We start from the raw sequence: 20,564 nt of genomic DNA, 5'->3' as shown, positions 1-20,564 counted from the left end.
TGGTCTTAATGCTTCGAGTTGCTTGGCTGATGTGTTAAATGCCAAAATCCAATATATGAAGCTTAGAGCCAAAGGCTTTAGAAACAAACAACGGTTCAAGACAGCGATACTGTTCTATTTTGGGGGGCTTGATATGACTTTCCACCATGAACGATGAAGAGCCATGTATGTACAGTATATTTAATGATGAAAACGCTGCAAGAAAAGAAGATGAAAAGCGTGTTTTTACCTAACAGAAAACGGTATCAGGCTTCTGCGATAGGTGTGGTCACTGATTGAGAGGAGGCCAGCATTACTTGATTACGGCCACGGTCTTTCGCACGGTACATAAGAAGGTCAGCGGCATGGGTCAAGGTATCCAAATCCAGCGAAGCAATGTCGTCAGTAACATCACTGGATACAATTGCGCCAATGCTGACAGTGACACGAATCTCGGCGCCATCGAACTCAAACACACTGTCTGCCACATCGCAGCGGATATGGTTGGCTATATCGATCATTTCATCTAATGACGTGGCCGGACACAGCACGCAGAATTCTTCGCCCCCTAAACGCGCCACGACGCCATGCTTCACGACCCGCTTTAAATAACTGGCAAGGTGCACTAACACTTTATCACCCTGCATATGACCGTATTTGTCATTCACCTGTTTAAAGTGATCGAGGTCGATGAGGATCAGCCCCATTTCTTGCTGACGCTGAAGTTTGGGTTTAAGGCGAGAAAAATAGCCCTCTAGGCCACGTCGATTCAGCAATTGAGTCAGTGGGTCAGTATTGGCAAATTCACGCAAGCGGGCATTGGCTTGGCGCAAGGCAACCGTGCGCTTATACACCATGCGCTTGAGGAAAAAAATGTACGCGACGGCGCTCAATGCTACCATGATCACTATGGTCGGGATTAGCCAATCGGGATACGCCTCAACCCGCTCGGTATTAATCCATTTTTGCTTAATCCGTAGTAGTTCCTCAGACGGAATATGGCTGATCCCAACACGTATTTCATCGAGCAATGCTTGGTTGCCTTTCGGCACTGCTGCATAAATTGGACGGGTATAAAGAACTTGCTCCGCGACAAATGCTAGCGGTTTCCCTTGAGTCAGAAAGTAAAAGTTGGCGACCTGACTATCTGCCACAAGGGCTTGGATCTCACCCTCGAGCGCGGCCGCAAATAAATCCTCGTTATTCACAAAGCTACGTTGCTCCACTTGCGGATAGTGCTTGGCTAAGAACGAGGATTCATAACTTTCTGCTACCACACCAACGACTTGACCTGCCGCTAAAGGCTTAGTATCCGCACTGCCCGGCTGGTTTTGCACATACAAAGAGCCATTGATATTAAAAATTGGCGTCGCAAAATCTAAAAAGCGCTCACGTTCAGGCGAACGTAATAAACCGGCATGCACACGGTTACCACCTTCTCGCATATAAGAGAGGGTTTCAGGCCAATCTAACAGAACAAATTGAATGGGTTCATGATTGTATTTGGCATAAGCCTGCCAAAAATCGATCAACAGCCCTTTGGGCTGGCCTGAGTCGGACAAATAGCTATAAGGCTTCCACACTGAAGAATGGGTGGCGACTAAAATGTCTTTCTTTTCTGACAGATAGGCGTCATCGGCCCACACCTGCGTACTCGCATAAGTGCAGACTATAAGCAGCATCCCTGTCAAAAACCGTAAAGTACGCGCAAACATTGTTAGACAGCCCATCGAAAGTGCTCTGATAGTAGATAAATTCTAGGTGAACGCAAAAGACTTAATAAAAAAGCATGATCCAGTTCAAATTGGAAGACAGATCACACTCATTAATGACAAAAGAATCACTAAAAGCTCATAAAACAACCACCTTGTCGTCTGGGGTGATAATCAACAGAAAACGTAATCATCAAAATAAAAGCGTGCTGAAACCGATTACTGTCACCGGCTTGTAATGATCTGGACGGTGAGCTGTGGTAAATTTACGCGCCCAAAGGATGGGAGGTGAATGGTGAATCGATGGCACTGGGTGAAATCGTATTACACCAACAACGCCTTTATTGCCCGTGATCAACACAGATCAACGCAGACAATCTATACTCACGATCGATAAAACAGTGACGTCACCTCAGCGTGAAGGCTGCGGTAACGTCATTGAGAAATGCGAGAATTTTGCTGACTGCACCACGATAACGACCTATTTATGTTGTTTAATTACATTTAAATCAGTCTTTTGCAGTTAGGCCCCAAGTTTATGTTTCAATTTTTGACCGGAGAAATGCGTCGATGAAAAAGACCAAAATCGTTTGTACGATTGGACCTAAAACTGAATCGGAAGAGATGCTGACTAAGCTTGTTGATGCAGGCATGAACGTGATGCGTCTTAACTTCTCACACGGTGACTATGCCGAACACGGTGCGCGTATCACAAATTTGCGCAACGTCATGAAGACAACCGGTAAGCAAGTTGCGATTCTGCTCGATACCAAAGGCCCTGAGATCCGCACCATCAAACTCGAAGGTGGTAACGACGTCGCATTAGAAGCTGGTCAAACGTTCACTTTCACCACAGACACCTCTGTCGTGGGTAACAAAGATCGCGTTGCCGTCACTTACGCCGGCCTACCTCGTGACCTAAAAGCGGGCAATACTGTACTCGTTGATGACGGTCTGCTTGAGATGGAAGTACTAGAAACGACTGAAAAAGAAGTCGTTTGTAAAGTACTGAACAACGGTGAGTTGGGCGAAAACAAAGGCGTTAACCTGCCAGGTGTTTCGGTGAGCCTGCCTGCACTGGCTGAAAAAGATAAATCGGATCTAAAATTTGGTTGCGAGCAAGGCGTTGACTTTGTTGCGGCCTCATTTATTCGTAAGAAAGAAGACGTGGAAGAAATCCGCGAGCTGCTGGCTCAAAACGGCGGCAGCGACATCAAGATCATCTCTAAAATTGAAAACCAAGAAGGTGTCGACAATTTTGACGCTATCTTGGAAGCGTCTGACGGTATCATGGTTGCCCGTGGTGACTTGGGCGTAGAAATCCCAGTGGAAGAAGTGATCTTCGCGCAGAAGATGATGATCGAGAAGTGTAACCGTGCTCGCAAGATGGTTATCACCGCAACACAAATGCTGGACTCAATGATCAAAAACCCACGTCCAACCCGTGCTGAAGCCGGTGATGTAGCGAATGCGATCATGGATGGTACCGATGCCGTCATGCTGTCTGGCGAGTCAGCAAAAGGTAAATACCCGGTAGAAGCTGTGAGCATCATGGCGCAAATCTGTGAGCGTACTGACCGTCAAATGTCACCGGCTCTGGGTTCTCGTCTCGATAGCGATCGCCTGCGTATCACCGAAGCGGTCTGTAAAGGCGCGGTTGATACCTCTCAGAAGTTGGGTGCACCTTTGATTGTTGTTGCCACTGAAGCAGGCAAATCAGCACGCTCAGTACGTAAGTACTTCCCGACGGCAAACATCATCGCGGTTACCACCAACCCGAAAACAGCCGCTCACCTGTGTCTAACCAAAGGTGTGACGCCTGTGATGATCGAAAGCATCGATAGCACCGATGAGTTCTACCGTCGCGGCAAAACCATCGCGCTTGAGTCTGGTTTGGCGCATAAAGGCGACATCGTGGTCATGGTTTCAGGCGCGCTTGTGCCTTCTGGTACCACCAACACCGCCTCTGTGCACGTGCTGTAATTAAGCACCGATAGCAATGCCTACGCCTCGACTCATGTCGGGGCGTTTTTTTATCCATGACACGGTGGCATGATAAAGAGGCTTGCATTTAGTCGCGAGCCAATCTCGTCGACCCAGCACAGGGAGTGTTATGAAGTTCACCAAAGCCCAACACGCTATGGAGCAAATCTGGGCAGCCATATTAACCCGCCAGTTATCACTCACAGCGCGCGCAGAGGGCGATTATCCACTCACTGTCTCTGCTTTGTGTGAGCAACTCAGCCTGTCAACGGCCACAGCACGCGATGGCTTGCATTTATTAGCGGTAGAGGGACGGGTCCTTTACCAGCCTCATCTTGGCTATCGGCTCACACCATTAAGCCAAGCAGACTGGCAGGTTCTGATTCAAGCCCTAAAAGGTCTGTTTGGTGCGTTCATCGATAGCTTTCCGAGCAAACTGAATGAACAGACCGCATTACAGGTGTTGGGACTGATTCATTCTATTCAGCACTTACCCGCCAAAGATAGCGCCGATATCACCACCATGACCTATTGGCACCTGACCCTGCACACCCAGCTGCTTTGTGGTATCAATCCCTACTTACAAAAGGCGTTGATACCAGTCATAGCACAGCACCAGCGCTATCTCACCCATCCTGATGTGAAGATAGATTGGCTGGCACAATGGCAACAGCTATTTCCGATTGTGCGCGGTTTGGTTTCGCCACGCCCGCAAGCATATACGAAGCGCTATCAGCAGTACTGGCAATCGCTAAACCAGCACCTTGACGATCAGCTTACCGCGCTTACCAGTGGACAATTTCTTTGAAGTGCGTTTTGATCAGTACCGCTAACGGCACCAAATAAATCGCGCTAAGCTTTAATGCCATTACTGCGAGCGTCAGTGTGGTCATGCGCACTAGGCACTTGTTGATGGTTTGTACGACAGGGTGGCTCATCATCATTTCAGTCTAAAGTAGGATGGTTGTTCAAAAATCAGGCTGTAGTTTACAAATTAATCAATAAATCGCAAGCGCCAATCACGCCTGTTATCATGGCGCGCGAAGAGGCTGAGTCTAAGCCACTGATTTACCGCTACCACAGAGAAAAAAATGACAAAACCATTAACCATTTTGGATATTGCCCGCTTAGCCGGGGTGGGGAAATCGACCGTATCGCGTGTGCTAAACCATGACGCACGCGTTAAAGACAGTACCCGCGCTAAAGTACAAGCGGTGATCGACCAACATGGCTTTTTACCGTCGAAGTCGGCGCGCGCGATGCGTGCGCAACGCAGTGGTGTTGTGGGCGTGATCGTGGCCAAGCTCAGTTCCAACTCAGAGAACACCGCACTGACGGGACTGCTCAATACCTTGTATGCCAAAGGCTATGACGCAGCCATTATGGAAAGCCAGTTCTCACAACAAAAAGCACAAGCCCATCTCGATGTGCTAAAACGCCGTAATGTGGATGGGATTATCTTTTTTGGTTTTTCTGGCTGTGATCTCAACGCGCTAGCGCCATTTGCCCCCAACTGTGTCGTTCTCGCCGTTGATAGTGAGCAATACGCCAGCGTCAGTTACGACAACCAAGGTGCCGTCACGCAAGTCATGGATCATTTTTATCGTCAAGGATGCCGTCATATTGCCTTCTTGGGAATTGATGAGCGCGATGAAACCACAGGTCTCGCCCGTTCTGATGCCTATCAACATTTTTGCCAAACCCACCAGCTTTCACCACAGCTCCATCGTTGTGAGATGAGCCTGCATGCCGCCTATGCCGCAACAGATTGCCTGTTAACCCCGCAGACTGACGCCATTGTCTGCGCCTCCGATACCCTCGCCTTAGGGGTCGCAAAACGCCTACAAACCCTAAATCGTGAAAACATCGCCATTGGCGGCATTGGCAACCATGACATGCTACGCTTTATGTTCCCACGCGCAGTCAGTGTGGAACTGGGCTACCATCAAGCAGGGCAACATGCTGCTGAGTTACTGCTTAAGCAGTTGGATGATGAGGTGACCACTATCACACATTGGACGCAACCCTGTCATCTGGTGACTCCCTAGCCAACACTAAAAATCAAGCAGTTACGAATTTCTGTGTGATGGTTTTCAAAATGTGGGAACGATTCCACTGATAATTGGCTTAGTACGATCAATAATCAATGGGAACGTTACCAATGAATACCCTACAGCAATACAGGATTGCTTATGAGCCAGATAAATAAAAATGCCGTTGATCAATTGATCACCCATATAGGCGGCAAAGACAACATCGCCACCGTGAGCCACTGCCTCACCCGCTTACGCTTCGTATTAAATGACCCGGAAAAAGCGGACGTCGCCGCCATTGAAGCGATCCCCATGGTTAAAGGCTGCTTTACCAGCGCCGGCCAATTTCAAGTTGTGATCGGCACCAGCGTGGACCAAGCCTTCGTCCTGTTGCAACAGGCCACCGGCGTCGAGGGTCAATCAAAAGATGAGGCCAAGCAAGCCGCGCGTAAAAACATGAGCCTGCTAGAACGTGCGATTTCACACCTCGCGGAAATTTTTGTTCCCCTTCTCCCCGCGATCATCACCGGTGGTTTGATCCTCGGCTTCCGTAATGTGATCGGTGATATCCGCATGTTCGATGGCAAAACCTTAACCGAGATCAGCGAGTTTTGGGCCACCGCCCACGGCTTTTTATGGCTGCTTGGCGAAGCCATCTTCCACTTCCTGCCTGTCGGCGTGTGTTGGGCGACAGTCAGAAAAATGGGCGGCACACCGATTTTGGGTATCGTGCTCGGTATTACCTTGGTATCGCCTCAGTTGATGAACGCTTATCTTATCGGTAAAGAAATGCCTGAAGTGTGGGACTTTGGCTGGTTCTCAATTGAAAAAGTCGGCTACCAAGCACAGGTGATCCCAGCCATGTTTGCGGGGATGGCATTGGCGTTTATTGAAACCCAGTTAAAACGCATTATTCCGGATTATTTGTATTTAGTGGTGGTGCCGTTTGTCGCGCTACTGACTTCCGTGATCTTGGCACACACCCTTATCGGCCCATTTGGCCGCGAGATTGGTAATGGCGTGGCCTTCTTAGCCCGTTCGGCAATGACCGGCGATTATGCCTACATAGGCGCGGCCCTGTTCGGCTTCCTGTATGCACCTTTGGTGATCACCGGTGTTCACCACACCACCAACGCGGTGGATTTGCAGCTGATGCAAGAGATGGGCGGCACCCCCATTTGGCCACTGATTGCTCTGTCTAACATTGCACAAGCCTCGGCGGTTGTCGGGATCATTTGGATGAGTAAAAAAGAAAACGAACGTGAAATCTCTGTACCCGCGGCAATTTCGGCCTATCTTGGCGTCACTGAGCCGGCCATGTACGGGATTAACCTACGTTACAAATTCCCCATGCTGTGCGCGATGGTTGGCTCGGCGCTGGCCGCCATTGTGTGTGGTCTTTCCGGTGTGATGGCCAACGGCATTGGTGTAGGTGGCTTGCCGGGTATTTTATCTATTCAGCCACAGTTCTGGGGTGTTTACGCGGTCGCGATGCTAATTGCCATTATTGTGCCTATTGCACTCACCGCCTTTATGTATCGCCGTCAAGCCAGCAAAGGCAAACTGGCGGTCGTCTAACTCCCATTCAGTCTGCGGGGAGCACGCTCCCCGCTTTATTAGCGTTAAGAGAGACATTATGCACGCACATCCCTGGTGGAAAACGGCCACCATTTATCAGATTTACCCCAAGAGCTTCCGTGATACCACACAAACAGGGACAGGTGATCTGCCGGGCATTATCGAAAAGCTGGACTACTTTTCGGCCTTGGGCATCGACGCGTTATGGCTAACCCCCATTTATGTATCGCCACAAGTCGATAATGGCTACGACATTGCCGACTATTATGCGATTGACCCTAGCCTAGGCACCATGGACGACTTCGACACCCTGCTCGCCGAGGCGCACAAGCGCGATATCCGCATCATCATGGATATTGTGATTAACCACACCTCAACCGAGCACCCTTGGTTTCAATCAGCGCTTGCCAGCAAAGATAGCCCCTATCGCGATTACTACATCTGGAAAGATCCGGTTAACGGCGGCGTTCCAAACAACTGGCAATCAAAATTTGGCGGTAGCGCGTGGCAATGGCATGAACCGACCGGCCAGTATTACCTCCACTTATTTGCCACCGAACAGGCCGACCTTAACTGGGAAAACCCAGCGGTGCGGGCAGCAGTCAAAGACGTAATGGCTTTTTGGGCCGACAAAGGCGTGGATGGTTTTCGACTCGATGTGATCAATTTGATCTCCAAAGATCAGTCGTTCCCTGATGATCATCAAGGAGATGGTCGCCGTTTTTATACCGATGGCCCGCGCGTTCACGAATACTTACAAGAGATCAGTCGCGACATTTTCCAACGTTACGGCAGCGTCACTGTGGGCGAGATGTCTTCGACCACCTTGGAGCATTGTCAGCAATACTCCGCGCCGGATGGCAAAGAGCTCTCCATGGTGTTTAACTTCCACCACTTAAAAGTCGATTATCCGGGCGGCGAGAAGTGGCGACTGGCACCGTTTGACTTCTTAGCCCTAAAACAGCTTTTCCGTACTTGGCAGCACGGCCTACATAATCAAGGTTGGGGCGCACTGTTTTGGTGTAACCACGACCAACCGCGTGTAGTCAGCCGCTTTGGTGATGATCGCCATCATCGCGTTGCCTCCGCCAAGATGCTCGCCACCGCGATTCATATGCAGCAAGGCACGCCTTATGTGTATCAAGGGGAAGAAATTGGTATGACCAACCCGGGCTATCAGCGTATTGATGATTATCAAGACGTCGAAAGCCGAAACATGTACCGCCTGCTTTGCGAACAAGGCATGCCTGAAGGGGAAGTGTTGGCCATTCTGGCGGCACGCTCACGCGACAACTCGCGCACCCCCATGCAATGGGACAGTTCAGCAAACGCCGGTTTTACCAAAGGCACACCGTGGCTCAAGCCTGCGCCTAACTATGTTGACGTCAATGTCGACACCGCACTGGCGGATAAAAACTCGGTGTTCTATCACTACAAGCAGCTAATTTCCCTGCGGAAAACCTTACCCGTGATCCGTGAAGGGGATTATCAGGACTTGCTGCCTGACCACCCACAGCTGCTCGCGTATCGTCGCGACAATGGCGACAGCCAACTGGTGGTAGTGTGTAACTTTTATGGCGAGCCGGTCACAGCGACCTTGCCTGTCGCCCCTGCCCCGAACGCAGACTTGGTGAGCCATAATTATCCAGAAGCCAAGCCCTTGATGCCAGAAATGCAATTGGCACCCTATGAAGCCTTGGTGTACTTGATTAACCCCGCTTAATCCACAAAAAATGGCACGCCTTGGCGTGCCATTTTCCTTATCACGACCAGTTGCTTGGGTTACTGGCGCAGCGCTCTCTCGCCGCGTGCAATACCCACCACACCACTGCGTGCCACTTCAATGATCTCGGTAATTTCACCGACCGCGCGAATAAAGGCATCCAACTTGTCACTGTCGCCCGTCAGCTGCACGGTATATTGTGAAGCCGTCACATCGACAATTTGCCCCCGAAAAATATCGGCGGTGCGTTTTACCTCTGCGCGGGCGTAGCCACTCGCTTTCACTTTCACCAACGCCAGTTCACGTTCAATGTGATCGCTCTCGGTGACATTACTCACTTTCAGTACATCAATCAGCTTGTGCAAATGCTTTTCGATTTGCTCGCGGTCCGCATTGCTGACCACTGACGTGGTGATATTTAAGCGCGACAAGGTCGCATCATCGGTGGGTGACACCGTCAGTGATTCAATGTTGTAGCCACGCTGAGAGAACAGACCCACCACGCGCGACAAGGCACCCGGCTCGTTTTCCATTAAAACCGATACAATACTGCGCATTAGGTTCTCTCCGTTTTGCTCAACCACATTTCATTCATCGCCCCACCGCGTACCTGCATCGGATACACGTGCTCAGTTTCATCGACATGGATATCGACAAACACCAAGCGATCTTTCATTGCCAGCGCCTTTTCTAGGCCGGCTTCTAACTCAGACGGATGGCTAATGCGCATCCCCACATGGCCATAGGCTTCGGCAATCGCGGCAAAGTCCGGCACCGAGTCCATATACGAGTGCGAATGGCGGCCTTGATAAATCATGTCCTGCCATTGTTTGACCATGCCGAGGAAACGGTTGTTGAGGTTAACGATCACCACCGGGATATCATATTGCAGTGCGGTGGACAGCTCCTGAATATTCATTTGAATACTGCCATCACCGGTGACACACACCACCTGCGCATCCGGCAGCGCGAACTTCACTCCCATGGCGGCGGGTAGCCCAAAGCCCATGGTGCCCAAGCCGCCCGAGTTTATCCAACGACGTGGTTTATCAAACGGATAATAGAGTGCGGCAAACATTTGGTGCTGACCCACGTCGGAGCTTACATAGGCCTCGCCATCGGTAAGGCGATACAAGGTTTCAATCACTTGCTGCGGTTTGATGCGCTCCGGATCCACGTCATACTTCAAACACTGACGCTCGCGCCAAGTTTGAATATTGTGCCACCAAGTACTGATCGCATCACTGTCGTTACTGCCACCTTGCTCCACCAGCAATTTCAGCATGCTATTTAGTACCGCGTCCGCCGAGCCGACGATAGGAATGTCTGCCGCCACGGTTTTAGAAATGCTCGATGGGTCGACATCAATGTGCATGATGGTGGCATCGGGACAGTATTTTTCTAAGTTATTGGTGGTGCGATCGTCAAATCGGACACCAATACCAAAGATCAGATCGGCTTGGTGCATCGCCATGTTCGCTTCGTAGGTGCCATGCATGCCCAGCATACCCAGCGAGTGTTGATGGGTGCCGGGAAACGCGCCTAGCCCCATCAAGGTGCTGACAACAGGGATGTTAAGGCTTTCTGATAGTTGGCGGATTTGTTCGCCGCAATCGGCCATGATTGAGCCACCACCGACATACAATACTGGTTTTTTCGCCGCCAGTAGTGCTTTTAAGCCACGCTTTATCTGCCCTTTATGTCCCGAGGTGGTCGGATTATAAGAGCGCATGCGTACACTGTCTGGATACTGATAAGGATGCTTTTGTGCCGGATTCAGCATGTCTTTAGGAATATCCACCACCACAGGGCCGGGACGTCCCGTTGAGGCAAGATAAAAGGCTTTTTTAACAATGTTAGGAATATCTTCAGCGCGCTGGACTAAAAAGCTGTGTTTGACCACCGGGCGGGAGATCCCCACCATATCGCATTCTTGGAAGGCATCATTGCCAATCAGGCCGCTCATGACTTGGCCAGAAAAAACCACCATGGGGATCGAGTCCATGTACGCGGTGGCAATGCCAGTAATCGCATTGGTTGCCCCTGGGCCTGACGTGACCAGCACCACGCCCACTTCCCCCGTGGCACGCGCATAACCATCAGCCATATGGACCGCGGCTTGTTCGTGGCGTACCAACACATGGTCGATATCACTCTTTTCGTGCAATGCGTCGTATATATCCAGTACTGATCCGCCTGGATAACCAAAAATATGTTTTACGCCTTGATCGATCATGGAACGCACGATCATCTCGGCACCGGATAACATTTCCACTCTACGCCTCCCTGTTTGCATAGTTAGGACTTACTTTTAGCCTAATCCTGCCCCTTACTCTTAGATGTACTGGTGGTCACTCACCACGCGGACATCGAAACCAAATACTGGCGGTAAGGCGGCGTTAGATTGTCACTTGGCCTGCTTCGGATGAAGCTGCAATCAATGTAACGTTTTATTTGCAAAACTGTCTATTAGCTAATCAGTATTTACATTTTTAATCTAAATGTTGAGTGAATGTTGCTGGATAACACTGATTGGGAGGTGGGAAATCGGAAAGATCCACTACAAGAAAACAAGTTTGCCAGATTTACTATACAAGCCGAGGAGAAAAACGACGTGAAAATAGCCGTTAGAGGAGACATTTCTCATCGATGAGAAACGTCCCCTTTACACATCATTGACGCTGGTACATTGCCTCAATGTGGTGCTGGTAACGTGAAAGGATCACTTTACGGCGCAGCTTCATGGTCGGCGTGAGCTCGCCACTGTGCATGCAAAAGCCCTGCGGCAATAAAGTGAAGCGTTTGACTTGCTCAAATTTGGCCAACTCGTGTTGCAAGCTCTGCAAGCGCTTTTCAAACAAGGCCACCACATCGGCGTGTTTCAGCAGCTCTTTGCGATTTTGATATTTGATATTGGCCGCCCGCGCCCACTCTTCCAAGGCATCAAAGCAAGGCACAATTAAGGCCGATACAAAATGACGCGCCTCTGCCACTACCGCAATCTGATCAATAAAATGATCGCGCACCAAAGCGCCTTCTACCCGCTGTGGCGCGATGTATTTACCGCCAGAGGTTTTCATCAGCTCTTTGATTCGGTCGGTGATAAAGACGTTGCCCTTGGCATCGAGATATCCCGCATCGCCGGTTTTCAAAAAACCATCCTCGGTAAAGGTGGCTGCAGTCGCATCGGGCTGATTAAAGTAACCCCGCATCACCATTGGCCCGCGAACTTGAATTTCATCATCCGCACCAATTCGCACCTCCGCCCCTGGCATCGGATAACCAATCGAATGAGGGTCAAAGCGCGTATCGTCCCAACAAGAAACCGTGGCGGTGGTTTCGGTCATGCCATAACCGAGCTTGACGTTAATGCCTATGGCGTGGAAAAACGCGCCGATGTCAGGGTCAAGACGCGCTCCGCCGCATGGCATCAAGCGCATTTTGCCACCCAATAGCGCACGCAGCTTACTCAGTACCAGCTTGTCGGCCAACGCTAATTGCCATTGCTGACGTCGCGACGGTGATTGACCAGCGCGTAACTGACTGGCATGACGCTCGCCTTGGCGCAGCGCCCAACGGAATAAATGCGGTTTAACACCGGTGGCCCGACTGAGTTTGTCGTGAATAGCACCATGAATTTTTTCATAAAAACGCGGTACCGCACACATCACCGTCGGTTTAATCTCCGCCAATGCATCACGCACCTGAAGCGGGTTTGAAAGATAACAGTTCACCGCCCCGCGGTGCAGGACGTAATAGCTCCAGGCGCGCTCGAACACATGAGAAAGCGGCAAAAAGGCCAAGGACACATCATCGGGGCTTAATGCTAAGACTTGGTCATGTACCTCCAGCTGCGCCGCAACATTGGCATAATCCAGCATCACCCCTTTCGGATCGCCCGTGGTGCCGGAGGTATAAATCAAGGTGATCAAATCATCCATGCATCGCGCATCAATGCGCGCGTCTAGTTCGGCTTGATAGCTGCGATCGTCTTGCAATAACCAACTGGCCCAGTCCCACACTTTGGGATGTGCAGGTACCTGTGCCTCTTGGTTGAGGGCGATTACCCCTTTGACATTGGGGCAGTGTTCAAGGGCTGCAACCGCGCTCTCCAGTTGCTCGTCACCGGCGAAGATCCATTGCACGTCCGCATCATTGATAATGTGTGCCGCTTGCTGATCAGTACTGGTTGCGTAAATCGGCACCGGCACGGCACGAATTTGCAACGCGGCATAGTCCAACATCGCCCATTTTTCACTGTTCGGCGCAAAGATAGCGACGGTTTGCTGAACCTGACAACCAGCTTTGAGTAAACAGCGTGATAGCTGGTCGATGCGCTCGCCCAGTTGGCGCCAGCTGATACTCGCCCACTGTGACTGTTGTTGAAAACGGATAGCTTCGCGTTCACCTTGGGCAGTAATTTGCTCGCGGATGCGCGTGACGATATGATTTTGGGTGTTCACTGTGTCTCTCTTGGATCGCCGTTTGGCGAACACATGTACGCTCAATAATGGCAGCGAGTTTACCGAGCGCATCACCAAACTCAAGAGAAATTGAGTGAATGCTCTAGCGAAAATGTAAAAACGTGATTCAACAGACCAGACCGCCGTTATTGGGCGGTCAGCGCATTAAGCGGTTTAACAGTAAGGGATGCTGACGTCGACGTGGATGCGGGCGGCTAATATCCAGCAAACACTCTTCAACCGCTTCTGGAAAACGGACCTGCGACCAAAGCTGGTGAAATAAACTGTGTGTTTGGTCGAGCTCACCTTTGACCAGCCACTCCGCTAACGCTCTTGCGACATCAGGGTAACGGATCTCGCCGGTGGCCGGTGCTTTCAACCAATCTCTCACCGCGCGAGCGTCTAAGTGTGTCATGGCGTGCGCCAACCCTAATTGTGCCAGCGTTGCCACATTACTCAGCTGCTCAAACTGTCCTGCCAAGGGTTTTAGCAACAACTTTTTCCCCATGGTTAATGCTTCAGAAGGCAGTTCAAAGCCACCATTCGCTATCACACCTTGGCAAGCCTTTAGCGTAGCATGAAAGCTGGCTTTCCCAAGTGGCATAAAGCGAATATTCTCTCGCCGATAACCTTGCTTCACATCTGGATGAAAACAGACAAAACCTTGGTTAAAGCGCAGTAACAGCGCCGTCACTGCATCGAGTGACTCAAAAGGAAGATAGACCAAGACGTCCTCTGATTGACTCGCTTTTAGTGAAAGGCTGTCATCACTGCCGATATCAATGATGGGGGGCAAAATCGGCTGATTAAAGTGATACCAATGGAGCCCTATGGCATGATCCGTCGGCGCAAAATAACGCATAATCAGCCGGTTTATCAGTCCTTCTCCCTGTTTAGGGACCGCATGGGCAAATGCAGCTTGATGGCTAATCGCCACGGAGGGTACGCCTTGCTGACGTGCCGCCCAAGCCGTGATAGGCTCAAAATCGGATACCACTTTGTCGTAGCCCGTAACATCGAGCGCGCGAATATCACGATAAAGTTGCCGAACGTGATGCTTTTTTGCCGTCTCAAGCAGCGCAATTTTACCGTCGCGACTGATAAAACTCATGCCGGTAAAAGTGCGATAGTCTCCAAACGGCGCCATATCAAAATAGCGCTCGGCAGGTCGTCCAGAAAAGACAAAATCCACACTCACGTCATACGCTTTTAGGGCCCTTGCCATCGCCCTTGCCCGTGAAATATGGCCGTTACCGGTTCCTTGCACACCGTATAAAAGCTTCATGTACTTGCCGCCATCCAGTAAAGATCGTCGGTGATGTTTTGTGCCAGCGCAGTACAGAGAAGTCCTAACACCGCGCCGACCAGAATATCGCTAACAAAATGGACCCCCAGCAATACGCGGGACAGCCCAATCAACCCCGCCCAAATAAAGGCCACTGTCGCCAAGGGGGGATAAAAGGTACTAATCAGCGAAGCCATTAAAAAAGCGGCCGCCGTGTGGCCAGAGGGCATGCTGTATAAATCTGAGGGCGTGATAAAAGCGGGCAGCTGTGAAGGCCGTGCGCGACGGAAGCTCCGTTTAAGAACCCAATAGATGGGCAATTCAATCGCAAAGGCGACGATTCCAGTGCACAACAACCATAAGCCAAATGCACCGTCTAGCCACCATGCGGCCAAGCCAATTCCTGCATATAACGGCCCATCACCAGAGTGTGATATCACCCGCGCTACTTTGGCTGTCGCTGCACTAAATCGATGAGAAAGGCACAGGTACGACACCGTATGGTCAAAACGTTGAATCGCTGTAAAGCTTCTCATCATGCCCCCGCTTTCGGTTAGCTGATGGTCAAACTCTAGTCAGCGGGTATGACAACGGGGTGACGTTATGAGGTCATATTGATGAAGATAACAATCCCTGTAGTTTGTCGTCCTGACACAGAGAAAGTGCTATCTAACTGCATAACTTCCTCGCAACCAACAGCCGTTTATTTCGAATTACACGCTCAAAAGCAGTGTAATAAACTGGTTTTAAGCGGGTTAACTAATCAGATCCATTTTTTTATTTTTTTGTGATTGACGCTTTCCCCGCCGCTCTGTTATTTCTGTAACCAGCAAACATATTGAATGGATAGTTCATGACACTGATTACACTACGCCTCATCCTCCTCCTTATCGTGACTCGGTCGCGCGGGTAGGTATTGGGCAGCAATCAGTGAATGCCAAATGTCAAAAACCCGCGCCAGACGCGGGTTTTTTTGTATCTAACGCCGTCAAAATAAAACACAGCGCCCATTAAGAGAGCCATGAAGGCGGCGAGCAAACACAACAGGGAGTCACACATGAGCGACAACAGTCAGGTCATCATCTTTGATACCACTTTGCGCGATGGTGAGCAGGCCTTATCCGCCAGCTTAACCGTGAAAGAGAAGTTGCAGATCGCCCAAGCCTTAGACCGACTGGGCGTCGACATTATTGAAGCCGGTTTTCCAGTCTCCTCACCGGGCGATTTTGAATCGGTGCGCACCATCGCTGAGCATATGCAACATGCGCGTGTTTGTGCCTTATCTCGCGCCGTCCCTAAAGACATTGATGTTGCCGCTGAGTCCCTCAAAGCCGCCGACGCTTTTCGTATCCACACCTTTTTATCCACCTCAACCATTCATGTAAAAGATAAGCTTCGCCGCAGCTACGATGACGTGGTCGAGATGGGGGTACGCGCCGTCAAGCACGCGCGCCAATACACGGACGATGTGGAATTTTCCTGCGAAGATGCCGGGCGCACCCCAATAGATAACTTGTGCCGTATGGTGGAAGCGGCGATTGATGCCGGTGCGACCACCGTTAATATTCCCGACACCGTCGGCTATACGGTTCCCAGTGAATTCGGCGATATCATTGCAACCTTGTTTAATCGCGTCCCCAATATCGACAAAGCGGTAATTTCTGTCCACTGCCATGATGATTTGGGGATGTCAGTCGCCAACTCCATTGCCGCCATACAAGCCGGCGCCCGCCAAGTGGAAGGCACGATTAATGGCATCGGCGAACGCGCCGGTAACTGTGCGCTGGAAGAAATTGCAATGATTTTAAAAACCCGCGCCGACTTATTAGGTGTGGAAACCAAGTTAAATCACACCGAAATCGCACGCACCAGTAAGCTGGTTAGCCAACTTTGCAACATGCCAATCCAGCCCAACAAAGCCGTGGTCGGTACCAATGCCTTTAGCCACTCTTCTGGCATTCACCAAGATGGCATGCTGAAAAACAAAAATACCTACGAAATCATGACGCCAGAGTCGATAGGGTTGGGCAAAAAAGCGCTGAATTTGACCAGCCGCTCCGGCCGCGCCGCGGTGAAAAGCCACATGGAAAACCTTGGCTATACCGAGCAAGACTACGATTTAGACACCTTGTATCAGTCATTCTTGCAGCTGGCAGATCGTAAAGGTCAGGTGTTCGATTACGACTTAGAAGCCTTGATGTTCTTCAACAACCTCAAAGAAGAGGACGACTTTTATAAGCTCAACTATCTAGGCGTGCAATCGGGCAGCCTAATGGCGACCACCAGCATCAAGTTGCAATGTGGCGATGAAGAAAAACGCGAGGCGGCAATCGGTAACGGCCCCGTCGATGCCTTGTATCAGTGCATCTATCGGATCACCGGCTATGACATTGAGCTGGATAAATTCGATCTGACTGCCAAAGGAGAAGGGGAAGATGGTCTCGGTCAAGCCGACATTATTGCCAACTACAAGGGCCGTAAATATCACGGCACCGGGGTCTCAACCGATATTATCGAAGCCTCCGGTGAGGCGCTATTGCACGTGATCAATGCCATCTATCGCGCGGATAAAATTGCGCAGATCAAGGAACAATCCCACTTAAAACAGGAGACAGTATAACCATGGCCAGCGCACACCAGATTGCAATTTTACCCGGCGACGGTATCGGCCCCGAAGTAATGGCGCAAGCCGAAAAAGTGCTTGATGCGGTGAGTGAGCGATTCTCACTCACCTTGGAGCGTCAGCATTATCCTGTGGGTGGTGCCGCGATTGATGCCCACGGCTCCCCTTTGCCAGCACACACCTTGGCCGGCTGTGAAAAAGCGGATGCGATTTTATTTGGCTCAGTCGGCGGCCCCAAGTGGGAGCATTTACCGCCAACCGAACAACCGGAGCGCGGTGCCTTACTGCCGCTACGCAAGCACTTTGGTCTGTTTTGTAATTTGCGTCCAGCACAAATCCATACCGGTCTCGAAGGCTTTTGCCCACTGCGCGCCGACATTGCCGACAAAGGGTTTAATATCGTGGTAGTGCGAGAGCTGACCGGCGGGATTTACTTTGGTGAGCCCAAAGGGCGCGAAGGAGAAGGCCGCGAGGAAAAAGCGTTTGATACGGAAGTCTATCATCGCTATGAAATTGAGCGTATTGCCCGTATTGCCTTTCAATCGGCCCAGCTTCGCAACAAACACGTGTGCTCAATCGATAAAGCCAATGTGCTGCAAAGCTCGATGCTGTGGCGTGAAGTGGTAGAAGAAGTAGCAAAGGACTATCCAGATGTCCGCTTAAGCCATATGTATATCGACAACGCCACCATGCAGCTGATCAAAGACCCGTCGCAATTTGATGTGATGCTATGCTCGAACATTTTCGGCGACATCATCTCCGATGAGTGCGCCATGATCACTGGCTCAATGGGCATGTTGCCATCCGCGAGCTTGAACGCGAGTAAATTTGGTTTGTATGAACCCGCCGGCGGCTCTGCACCCGATATTGCGGGTAAAAATATCGCCAACCCAGTGGCGCAAATTCTCTCCGCCGCGCTCATGCTGCGCTACTCGTTAGGCGAAGAAGACGCAGCCTGCGCGATTGAGCATGCAGTCAGCCACGCGCTGGCGGCCGGTGAGTTGACCGCGGATCTAGCGGGTAACCGCCCCGCATTGAGTACCGAACAAATGGGCGATCGTATCGCCGCGTATATCCGCCAAGGCGCAGAATAATTACCCGTAAGGATACGAGCTATGTCGAATGCAAACACCCAACAAGGCGCTAAGACCTTGTATGAAAAAATCTATCAAGCCCATGTGGTCACCGAGCAGCCAGGCGAAGCGCCGCTACTGTATATCGACCGTCATTTGGTGCACGAAGTGACCTCACCACAAGCCTTTGATGGCCTGCGTGAAAAAGGGCGCCCCGTGCGCCAAGTGAGCAAAACTTTCGCCACCATGGATCACAATGTCTCCACCGAAACCAAAGACATTAACGCGTCAGGGGAAATGGCGCGCATCCAAATGGAAACCTTGGCCAAAAACTGCGAAGAGTTCGGTGTCACTCTGTACGACTTAAATCATCCTTACCAAGGCATTGTGCATGTGATGGGCCCCGAGCTTGGCATTACCCTGCCCGGCACCACCATCGTCTGTGGTGATTCGCACACCGCAACCCACGGTGCCTTCGGCTCCCTCGCCTTTGGTATTGGCACCTCAGAAGTCGAACACGTACTGGCCACCCAAACACTCAAGCAATCCCGCGCCCGCACGATGAAAATTGAAGTCACGGGCAAAACAGCCCCCGGGATCACTGCCAAAGATATTGTCCTAGCGATTATTGGCAAGGTCGGTCATGCCGGCGGCACTGGGCATGTGGTGGAGTTTTGCGGGGACGCTATCACTGCCTTGTCGATGGAAGGGCGAATGACGGTCTGCAACATGGCCATCGAATTAGGTGCCAAAGCTGGCCTGATCGCGCCAGATGACACCACCTTTGCCTACCTAAAAGACAAAAAATTTGCCCCTAAAGGCGAGCAATGGCAGCAAGCCGTTGCGTATTGGCAAACCTTGCACTCGGATGCCGATGCGCACTTTGATCGCGTGGTCACTCTCGATGGCAGTCAAATCCATCATCAAGTCACATGGGGCACCAACCCCGGCCAAGTGGTCAGTGTGCATGATAGCGTGCCTGCTCCAGAGAGCATGACCGACCCGATAGAACGCCACTCGGCTGAGCGAGCCTTAAAGTACATGGGACTGACAGCAGGCCAAGCCATTACGGATATCCACATCGATAAAGTCTTTATTGGCTCTTGCACCAACTCACGGATTGAAGACATGCGCGCAGCCGCCGCGGTCGCCAAAGGACGACGCGTGGCAGAGGGTGTACATGCCATGGTGGTGCCGGGCTCCGAGCAGGTGCGCGCCCAAGCGGAGCAAGAAGGGCTGGATGTGATTTTCCGCGAAGCGGGCTTTGAGTGGCGCTTGCCCGGCTGCTCAATGTGTTTGGCAATGAACAACGATCGCTTGGGTCCTAAAGAGCGCTGTGCGTCCACCAGCAACCGTAATTTTGAAGGCCGCCAAGGCCGTGAAGGCCGCACCCACTTGCTCAGCCCTGCGATGGCCGCCGCCGCTGCTATTGCCGGTCATTTTATTGACGTTAACCAATTATAAGGAGGCCTTATGTCAGGCATACACACTCATACCGGCATTGTTGCCCCATTGGATGCTGCGAACGTCGATACTGATGCGATCATCCCTAAACAGTTTTTGCAAAAAGTCACCCGCACTGGCTTTGGTCAGCACCTGTTTCACGATTGGCGATTTTTAGACGATGCGGGTAAACAGCCGAACCCCGAGTTTGTGCTCAATCAAGCGCGCTACCAAGGGGCGAGCGTGTTACTCACCCGCGAAAACTTTGGCTGTGGCTCGTCACGCGAACATGCTCCTTGGGCGCTGGATGATTACGGTTTTAAAGTGATTATCGCCCCCAGTTTTGCCGATATTTTCTATGGCAACTGCATTAATAACCAAATGGTGCCGGTAACCCTTGAAGAAGGCCAAATCGATGCTTTATTTACGTATGTGGCCGAAAATGAAGGCGCGACGGTAACGCTAGATTTGCCCGCCCAAACCATCCGTGCCGGTGAACACTGCTTTAGCTTCCAGATGGATGATTTTCGCCGTCATTGCTTGTTGGAAGGATTAGATAGCATTGGCCTCACGCTTCAGCACGACGCTGAGATCTCGCGCTTTGAGCAAAACATTCCCGCCTTTTTGGCATAAGACAACACTTTAACCACTCGCGGATTCAACTGCGAA

General features: G+C 51.0%; 16 protein-coding genes. 9 read left to right on the top strand and 7 right to left on the bottom strand.

The features are described from left to right. Positions 1-245: 245 nt before the first annotated feature. Positions 246-1,661, bottom strand: coding sequence for a transporter substrate-binding domain-containing diguanylate cyclase (locus tag BGK46_RS16100; protein WP_175418672.1), 1,416 nt, complete (start codon positions 1,659-1,661; stop codon positions 246-248). A gap of 600 nt (positions 1,662-2,261) precedes the next feature. On the opposite strand from BGK46_RS16100, the gene pykF reads away from it, so the two are divergent. Further along, positions 2,262-3,674: a pyruvate kinase PykF gene (gene pykF / locus BGK46_RS16095; RefSeq protein ID WP_069591007.1), complete on the top strand. Its 1,413-nt coding sequence runs from the start codon at positions 2,262-2,264 to the stop codon at positions 3,672-3,674. A gap of 130 nt (positions 3,675-3,804) precedes the next feature. Beyond that, on the top strand, positions 3,805-4,482 hold the full coding sequence (locus BGK46_RS16090) for a hypothetical protein (protein WP_069591005.1): 678 nt from the start codon (positions 3,805-3,807) through the stop codon (positions 4,480-4,482). Here the strand turns inward: BGK46_RS16090 and BGK46_RS17670 are convergent. Further along, complete coding sequence (locus BGK46_RS17670) at positions 4,460-4,612, bottom strand: hypothetical protein (protein WP_167370403.1); 153 nt, start codon at positions 4,610-4,612, stop codon at positions 4,460-4,462. The two genes, BGK46_RS16090 and BGK46_RS17670, sit on opposite strands and share 23 nt — an antisense overlap. Positions 4,613-4,765: 153 nt before the next feature. Here BGK46_RS17670 and treR point away from each other — a divergent pair, with 153 nt between their 5' ends. The 3 genes from treR to treC all read left to right on the top strand — a co-directional run bounded on the left by treR (position 4,766) and on the right by treC (position 9,008). Then, complete coding sequence (treR, locus tag BGK46_RS16085) at positions 4,766-5,722, top strand: trehalose operon repressor TreR (RefSeq protein WP_069591003.1); 957 nt, start codon at positions 4,766-4,768, stop codon at positions 5,720-5,722. Positions 5,723-5,866: 144 nt separating this feature from the next. Further along, positions 5,867-7,285, top strand: coding sequence for a PTS trehalose transporter subunit IIBC (gene treB / locus BGK46_RS16080; RefSeq protein ID WP_069591000.1), 1,419 nt, complete (start codon positions 5,867-5,869; stop codon positions 7,283-7,285). 58 nt (positions 7,286-7,343) lie between these two features. After that, positions 7,344-9,008 carry an alpha,alpha-phosphotrehalase gene (gene treC / locus BGK46_RS16075; protein ID WP_069590998.1) on the top strand — a complete coding sequence of 555 codons (1,665 nt, stop codon included), beginning with the start codon at positions 7,344-7,346 and terminating at the stop codon, positions 9,006-9,008. 59 nt (positions 9,009-9,067) lie between these two features. On the opposite strand, the gene ilvN is transcribed toward treC, so the two are convergent. The 5 genes from ilvN to BGK46_RS16050 all read right to left on the bottom strand — a co-directional run bounded on the left by ilvN (position 9,068) and on the right by BGK46_RS16050 (position 15,292). Continuing rightward, positions 9,068-9,565, bottom strand: a complete 498-nt coding sequence (gene ilvN, locus BGK46_RS16070) for an acetolactate synthase small subunit (RefSeq protein WP_069590996.1) — start codon at positions 9,563-9,565, stop codon at positions 9,068-9,070. Continuing rightward, entirely contained in the window at positions 9,565-11,283 is a 1,719-nt protein-coding gene (locus BGK46_RS16065) for an acetolactate synthase 3 large subunit (RefSeq protein ID WP_069590994.1), read from the bottom strand. Before BGK46_RS16065 ends, ilvN begins: the two co-directional genes overlap by 1 nt. Positions 11,284-11,680: 397 nt before the next feature. Beyond that, entirely contained in the window at positions 11,681-13,543 is a 1,863-nt protein-coding gene (locus tag BGK46_RS16060; RefSeq protein WP_084781542.1) for an AMP-dependent synthetase/ligase, read from the bottom strand. A gap of 85 nt (positions 13,544-13,628) precedes the next feature. Continuing rightward, a complete protein-coding gene (locus tag BGK46_RS16055) occupies positions 13,629-14,756 on the bottom strand; it encodes an MJ1255/VC2487 family glycosyltransferase (protein ID WP_069590990.1) in 1,128 nt (375 codons plus the stop codon). Further along, complete coding sequence (locus BGK46_RS16050; RefSeq protein WP_069591008.1) at positions 14,753-15,292, bottom strand: phosphatase PAP2 family protein; 540 nt, start codon at positions 15,290-15,292, stop codon at positions 14,753-14,755. Before BGK46_RS16050 ends, BGK46_RS16055 begins: the two co-directional genes overlap by 4 nt. A gap of 521 nt (positions 15,293-15,813) precedes the next feature. Here BGK46_RS16050 and leuA point away from each other — a divergent pair. From leuA to leuD, 4 genes are read left to right on the top strand one after another with little or no spacing between them, the layout of a single operon-like run. Continuing rightward, a complete protein-coding gene (leuA, locus tag BGK46_RS16045; protein WP_069590988.1) occupies positions 15,814-17,376 on the top strand; it encodes a 2-isopropylmalate synthase in 1,563 nt (520 codons plus the stop codon). A 2-nt stretch (positions 17,377-17,378) separates the two neighbouring features. Next, positions 17,379-18,473, top strand: coding sequence for a 3-isopropylmalate dehydrogenase (gene leuB / locus BGK46_RS16040; protein ID WP_069590986.1), 1,095 nt, complete (start codon positions 17,379-17,381; stop codon positions 18,471-18,473). 21 nt (positions 18,474-18,494) lie between these two features. Next, positions 18,495-19,916 carry a 3-isopropylmalate dehydratase large subunit gene (leuC, locus tag BGK46_RS16035; protein WP_069590984.1) on the top strand — a complete coding sequence of 474 codons (1,422 nt, stop codon included), beginning with the start codon at positions 18,495-18,497 and terminating at the stop codon, positions 19,914-19,916. A gap of 9 nt (positions 19,917-19,925) precedes the next feature. After that, positions 19,926-20,528, top strand: a complete 603-nt coding sequence (gene leuD, locus BGK46_RS16030) for a 3-isopropylmalate dehydratase small subunit (protein ID WP_069590982.1) — start codon at positions 19,926-19,928, stop codon at positions 20,526-20,528. Positions 20,529-20,564: the final 36 nt, after the last annotated feature.

Origin of the sequence: Salinivibrio sp. SS2 (assembly GCF_001722075.1) — a bacterium.
Classification (GTDB): domain Bacteria; phylum Pseudomonadota; class Gammaproteobacteria; order Enterobacterales; family Vibrionaceae; genus Salinivibrio; species Salinivibrio proteolyticus.
Note: the sequence above shows the minus strand (reverse complement) of the source record. Positions and strands in the feature narration are given on the sequence as shown.